At 67.4% G+C, this 6,376-nt stretch carries 5 protein-coding genes; 3 read left to right on the forward strand and 2 right to left on the reverse strand.

Annotation, left to right across the window (positions count from 1 at the left end):
• The first annotated feature begins 330 nt into the window (after positions 1 to 330).
• The 3 genes from ELR45_RS04140 (at position 331) to yaaA (ending at position 2,596) form a co-directional block, all read left to right on the forward strand.
• A complete protein-coding gene (locus ELR45_RS04140) occupies positions 331 to 1,125 on the forward strand; it encodes an RNA-guided endonuclease InsQ/TnpB family protein (protein ID WP_165367463.1) in 795 nt (264 codons plus the stop codon).
• A 131-nt stretch (positions 1,126 to 1,256) separates the two neighbouring features.
• A complete protein-coding gene (locus ELR45_RS04145) occupies positions 1,257 to 1,709 on the forward strand; it encodes an RNA-guided endonuclease InsQ/TnpB family protein (protein WP_165367464.1) in 453 nt (150 codons plus the stop codon).
• A 35-nt stretch (positions 1,710 to 1,744) separates the two neighbouring features.
• Positions 1,745 to 2,596, forward strand: a complete 852-nt coding sequence (gene yaaA, locus ELR45_RS04150; protein WP_205855911.1) for a peroxide stress protein YaaA — start codon at positions 1,745 to 1,747, stop codon at positions 2,594 to 2,596.
• Here yaaA and ELR45_RS04155 read toward each other — a convergent pair whose 3' ends face one another.
• Both ELR45_RS04155 and ELR45_RS04160 read right to left on the reverse strand, forming a co-directional pair.
• Complete coding sequence (locus ELR45_RS04155; protein WP_129663691.1) at positions 2,597 to 4,969, reverse strand: heavy metal translocating P-type ATPase; 2,373 nt, start codon at positions 4,967 to 4,969, stop codon at positions 2,597 to 2,599.
• A 21-nt stretch (positions 4,970 to 4,990) separates the two neighbouring features.
• Positions 4,991 to 6,103 carry a hypothetical protein gene (locus ELR45_RS04160; protein WP_129663693.1) on the reverse strand — a complete coding sequence of 371 codons (1,113 nt, stop codon included), beginning with the start codon at positions 6,101 to 6,103 and terminating at the stop codon, positions 4,991 to 4,993.
• Positions 6,104 to 6,376: the final 273 nt, after the last annotated feature.

A 6,376-nucleotide genomic window follows, 5' to 3' on the forward strand; every position in this document is an offset into this window, starting at 1 on the left:
TCTCCTGGCCCACAGTTACGCTCAGCCCGCCTTTGGATGGCTCAAGCGGAACCTCAAGCCAAGAGGACAGCGTTTCGCATCTGTCGAGTACGCCGGCGACTCACGTCACTCGTCACACCTCAGCGACCGACGTCCCTCGTGACACGTCAGCGTCTGTATGGACGCGTAGTTTGTGGAAGCTTGTGACTGTCTATGATTGGCCCCGACAAGCCGTCAGATTTGTCTGCAGAGAGCATTGTCGCTCTGCAGACTCCTCTCAGCGTCGAGAATCCGCCGCCTGAGCCTGTAAGCGTGCCGACGTTGTCGGTGGCGTGTGGCATGATCCAGATCATGATCGCCTCGAAGCGGCAGGCGCCTCGGCACGGGCCCGGACACCTGGTGGTGGACGGGACCGACAAGACGTTGTGCCGGAAGGCGACGTTCGCGTTCGACCCGTCTCCTAGTCAGGAGCGAAGGCTGCTGGACCTGCTGGGCGCGTGTTGCGAGGTTTACAACGCCGGTCTGCAGGAGCGCCGCGACGCCTGGAAACTATCGCAGGCCAGCGTGTCGCTGTTCGACCAGTTCAAGCAGGTCAGCGAGTTGCGCAGGGTCCGTGACGACGTACTCGCCTGGGGCATCCAACCGCTTCGAGGCGCACTACGCAGGCTGGATGAAGCGTTCTCCGCGTTCTACCGCCGCCTGAAGGCGGGGCAAACGCCGGGGTATCCGCGGTTCAAGTCACGCCGCCGGTTCGACACCGCCAGCTGGGACGAACCCCGGTCCTGGAAAGTCGACGGCGGCCAACGCCAGCTGTATATCCAAGGCATCGGCACGTTCCGGCTGCCCAAGCCGGCACGACGTCAGCTGGGCCGCCTGACCGGACGCGGCGGCACCCCGGTGACGCTGACCGTGACCCGCCATCGTGCCGGAGGAACCAAGGACAATCCGAAGTGGGTGTGGCGGGCCACCGTCGGCTTCACCAGCGTCGCTGCCGTACCCAGTGAGCCGCACGTGGATGCCGGCTCAGTCGTTGGCGCCGACCGGGGCGTCGCGGTCACGCTGGCCACCTCAGACGGTGGTCTGTATGCGATACCGGAGTGGATACGACATCATCGCGATCGGATTGTGGCGTGGCAGCAGGAGTAAGCCAGAAAGGTCAGGTACTCCCGTGCATGGCGAGCGTTGAACCGGCGGATCGCCGCCGAGTACCGCAAGCTCTCCCGTCGGATCGACAATTAGGCCCGCGAGGCGCACGGAAACTGATCACACAGGCCGGGGTGATCGCGCTGGAGAGCCTCGACCTGACCAACATGACCAGATCGGCGAAAGGAAGTATCGAGAGCCCGGGCCGTAACGTGGCCGCGAAGTCCGGGTTGAACCGCGCGCTGCAGGACGTGGCGCTGGGACGACTAGCGCAATGGGTGCTCGTCAAAGCGGAAGAAGTTGGACGACGCGCCTGCCTGGTCGACCCCGCGCACACCTCCCAGCGGTGCGCACGCTGCGTCCACACCAGTAGACACAACCGACCCTCCCGGGACGAGTTCACCTGCCAGCAGTGCGGGCACACCGCGCATGCCGATCTCAACGCGGCGATCAACATCGCCGAACGCGGACGCGCTTGCGAAACCGCCTGGCACCAGGCCGGTTCCCCGGCACTGCCCAGGCGTGCGCCACGCATACGACGGCGACGGTCAACGGGCACGGCCGAACCCGAACCAGCGACCGCCTAACATGAGCACAGCAAGACCGGGGCCGGGTCGGCTCCGTGGCCACACCACCGGTGACCGAACGCAGAAGGAGCCACATCATTTCCGCGCAGACCCTGCTGATACTGCTGCCGCCATCCGAAGGGAAGAGTGCGCCCAGCCGGGGCTCTGTCGTCAACCTTGCAAAGCATTCCTTTCCGGAGCTCTCGGAGACCCGCCAGACGATCTTGTCCGCACTAGTCGAAGTCTGCCAGCGAGATACCGGCGCCGCAGCGACGGCGCTGGGACTCGGCCCCACTCAGGCCGATGAGATTTCGCGGAACGCGAGGCTCGCCGATGCACCTGCCGCGCCTGCCCGGAACGTGTACACCGGCGTCCTCTACGACGCGTTGGGGTTACGGAACCTCGAAGGCGCCGTAGCGCGACGCGCCAGCCGCAGCATCGTCATCACGAGCGGACTATGGGGACTGCTCCGGCCCACCGACCGCATCCCCGCCTACCGGCTCGGCGGCGGAGTTTCACTTCCCGGCGTCGGCGCGCTCGCGACACGCTGGCGGCCCGCATTGGACGCCGTCGTGCCCGCGCTCGCCGGACAGGGCGCCATCATCGACCTGCGGTCCACGACATACGAAGCGTTCTGGCGACCGGACCCGGAGCTCGCCCGGCGCACCGCCAAGGTGCGGGTCCTGCACGAGCAGAACGGGAAGCGCACCGTCATCAGCCACCACAGCAAGGCCACCAAAGGTCACGTCGTCCGCGCCATCCTGGAGTCGGGTGAGTCGCCGCGGACGCCGGTAGACGTCGCCGAGCTGCTCGCCACCCTGGGGTGGAAGGCCGAACTTACCGAGCCTGCGCGCCCGGCACGACCGTGGACGCTCGACGTCGTCGTCGACCACGTCGCCACACGGTGATCAGTGATCTTGGTTGGCTGAGGTGAACCGTTGCAGCCGCAGGCTGTTCCCCACCACGCTGACGCTGGAGAACGCCATGGCGGCACCGGCGAGCATCGGGTTCAGCAGGCCCGCGGCCGCGATCGGAATGGCCAGCGTGTTGTAGCCGAAGGCCCAGGCCAGGTTGGTCTTGATGGTCGAGAGCGTCCGGCGGGACAGCCGGATCGCGTCCGCCGCCGCCCGAAGATCTCCGCGGACCAGTGTCAGGTCGCTGGCCTCGATGGCGACGTCGGTCCCGGTGCCCATCGCCAAGCCCAGGTCGGCCTGCGCGAGCGCCGCGGCGTCGTTCACCCCGTCGCCCACCATCGCCACGACCGCTCCGTCGCCCTGCAGCCGCCGGACCACGTCGACCTTGTCCTTCGGCAGCACCTCGGCGACGACGTCATCGATGCCGACCTCAGCGGCGACCGAGCGAGCGACCGTCTCGTTGTCGCCAGTCAGCAGAATCGGTTTCAGGCCGAGCGCACGGAGCTGGCCGATGGCCTCCTTGCTGGTCGGCTTGATCGCGTCGGCGATGACGAGCACGGCGCGCGCCGCACCGTCCCAGCCCACGGCGATAGCCGTCTTGCCCTCCCGCTCGGCGACCGCCTTGGCCTCTTTCAGCGCTGGGTCGAGGTGCTGCGCCCAGTCGGCCAGCAGGCTCTCCCGGCCGGCGACGACGGCGTGCCCGTCGATGATGCCCTGCACGCCCATGCCTTCGACGTTCTCGAACGACTCCGTAGGCGCAAGCTCGCCCACGATCTCGCTCGCGCCGCGGGCGATCGCCTGTGCGATCGGGTGCTCGGACGCGTTCTCCAACGCTCCGGCCAACCGCAGCGCCTCGTCCTTGTCCGTGCCATCGCTGACGACGACGTCGACGAGTGTCATCTGCCCGGTGGTGACCGTGCCCGTCTTGTCGAGCACGATGGTGTCGACCTTCCGGGTGGACTCCAGCACCTCCGGGCCCTTGATCAGCACGCCGATCTGGGCGCCACGGCCGGTGCCCACCATCAGGGCCAGCGGCGTCGCCAGACCCAGCGCGCACGGGCACGCGATGATCAGCACCGCGACGGCCGCGGTGAAGGCGGCGGCAGGCGGGTCGCCGGTGCCGAGCCAGAAGCCGAGTGCCGCCACGGCGATCGCGATCGCGATCGGCACGAAGACGCCGGCGACCCGGTCCGCCAGCCGCTGCACGGCCGCTTTCCCCGTCTGCGCATCCTCGACCAGCTTGGCCATCTGTGCCAGCTGCGTGTCGTTGCCGATCCGAGTCGCCCGGACGACGAGCCGTCCGCCCGCGTTCACGGTCGCGCCGACGACGCGGTCCCCCAGGCCGACCTCGACCGGCACGGACTCGCCGGTCAGCATGCTCTCGTCCACCGCCGACGAACCCTCGACGATGACCCCGTCGGTGGCGATCTTCTCGCCCGGCCGGACCACGAACGCGTCGTCGACCGCGAGCTCCGCCGCCGGTATTCGGACCTCACGCCCGTCCCGTAGCAGGGACACTTCCTTGGCACCGAGCTCGAGCAAGGCGCGCAGCGCGGCGCCGGCCCGTCGCTTGGATCGGGCCTCGAAGTAGCGCCCCAACAGGATGAAGGTGATCACGCCGGTGGCGACTTCGAGATAGATGTTCGATGAGCCGTCCATCCGCGCGATGGTCAGCTCGAAGGGATGGGTCATCCCGGGCTCACCCGCGGTCCCGAAGAACAGCGCGTACAGGGACCACAGCATGGCCGCGGTGGTGCCCATCGAGATGAGCGTGTCCATGGTCGCCGCGCCGTGTTTCAGGTTGGTCCACGCTGCGCGGTGGAACGGCAGGCCCGCCCACACGACCACCGGAGCAGCCAGTGTGAGACTCAGCCATTGCCAGTAGTCGAACTGCAGGGCCGAGAACATCGCCAGCGCGATGACCGGCGCGGAGAGGATTGCGCTGATGATCACCCGGCTGCGCAGCGACTGAAGCTCGCGGCCGTGCTCGTCCTCGCCGTGCGCGCTGTGCTCACCGTCCGCGGGGCGCTCGCCGTCCACGTGGTGCTCGCCGCCCGCTCTGATCGCTTCGCCCCGCGCGGCCTCAGGCTTCGGGGGAAGACTGGCCTGGTAACCCGTCTGTTCCACGACCGCGATCAGGTCCTCAGGCGCGAGGTCGCCGGCGTACTCGACCTTGGCCTTCTCCGTGGCGAAGTTCACCGACGCCGTGACACCGTCGACCTTGTTCAGCTTCTTCTCGATCCGCGCCGCGCAGGAGGCACAGGTCATGCCACCGATCGTGAGCTCGACCTGAGATGCCGGCGCGACGCCGTTCGACCCGGCAGCGTCGGGCGCGGTCGCTTCCTCGTTCTGCGTGCCTGTCGTCATCAATCTCTCCGTGTGGATCTGTCAGTGGTCGGAGTGCGTGTCATCGCGGTCGTGTCCGTCGCCTGCGTCGCCATCGGCGTCCTCATCCAGACCGTCGTCTCCGTCGCCATCGGCGTCCGCACCCGAACCGTCGTCTCCGTCGCCATCGGTGTCCGCACCTGGATCGTCGTCGCCGCCGCCATCCGCGGCCGTCAAGGTGAACTCGGCTGTGTGGACCTGGCCATCGATCTGGAAGTCGAGGAACAGCCGGTAAGTCCCGGCGGTGGGTGTCTCTACCGCGAACCTGACCTCAGGCCCGGGCGTGGTGACCCCGTCGCCGGGATCGCCTTCCGGATGCACGTGCAGGTAAGCCAGGTCGCCAGAGCGCAAAGCCACCAGGTGACCGTAGGCCCCGAGATATGGCTCGAGGTCCGTGACGGGCTCGCCGTCCCGCTCGACAGTGGCGGTGACCTCCGCGCTCTCACCGGCGACGAGCCTCCCCGCCAGCGTGACCGTGTAGCCGTCGACGTCGGCAACACGAGAGTCCGCGGACAGCGGTTCGGGCGTGTGGTCCCCGCCGACCTCGAACGTGCGAGCGAGCGTGAGACCTTGGCCGAGCGCCGTCGGCTCGAAGTCGGCGAACACCTTGTACGTGCCGGCACTCGCCCACTCCCAGTCGATCGACCACGTGCCGTCGTCGTCGAGGGTGGGATGGACATGGCGGTAGCCGGTGGTGTCGGACCGCACCACGATCAGGTGCAGATCCTTCTCGTGAGACTCGGTGAACTCAGTCACCGGCTCACCGTCCGGTCCGGTGATGCTGAAGCTCAGCGTCCCCTGCTCATCCGTCGACTCGGGCGCGGTGATCGCCGAGAGCGTGTATCCACCCTCCGAGACCTGCAGGCCGGCCGGAAGCTCCGTGCCCGCCTCGCCCGAACCATGACCACCCGCGTCGCCGGAACCGTGTCCATCCGCGTCGCCCGAACCATGACTATCCGTATCCGCGTCGTCGGAGCTGTCATGGCCTGTGTCGTGCGTGGACAGCTCCTCATTCCGATCGATAGGGCTTCCGGTCAGGCTCCCGATGCCCAATGCCCCGGCGAACGTCACCCCGAGCACTCCGCCATACGCAGTGATCTTGATCGGTGTCTTCATCACGGTTACTTCCCACTCTGACGCCGGCCGTTGACAGACGTTACCTTCGCCCGTCTGCAGGACGATAACCCGTACCTAGCAGGGGTATATTCCATGTCGCAAAAACCATACCCCTAGGGGGTAGTAAATCGCAACTAGTCTAAGCCCGTGAGGCCGATCACGCGGACAGCCGGATCTACCGACATCGTCCAGGCCATAGCTCAGACAATGTCGGTAGACCTCCGCCTCCCCGCAACCCCACGCCGCAGCACAGACAACACCGGCAGACTTCAA

This window comes from Phytoactinopolyspora endophytica (genome assembly GCF_004138495.1).
Classification (GTDB): domain Bacteria; phylum Actinomycetota; class Actinomycetes; order Jiangellales; family Jiangellaceae; genus Phytoactinopolyspora; species Phytoactinopolyspora endophytica.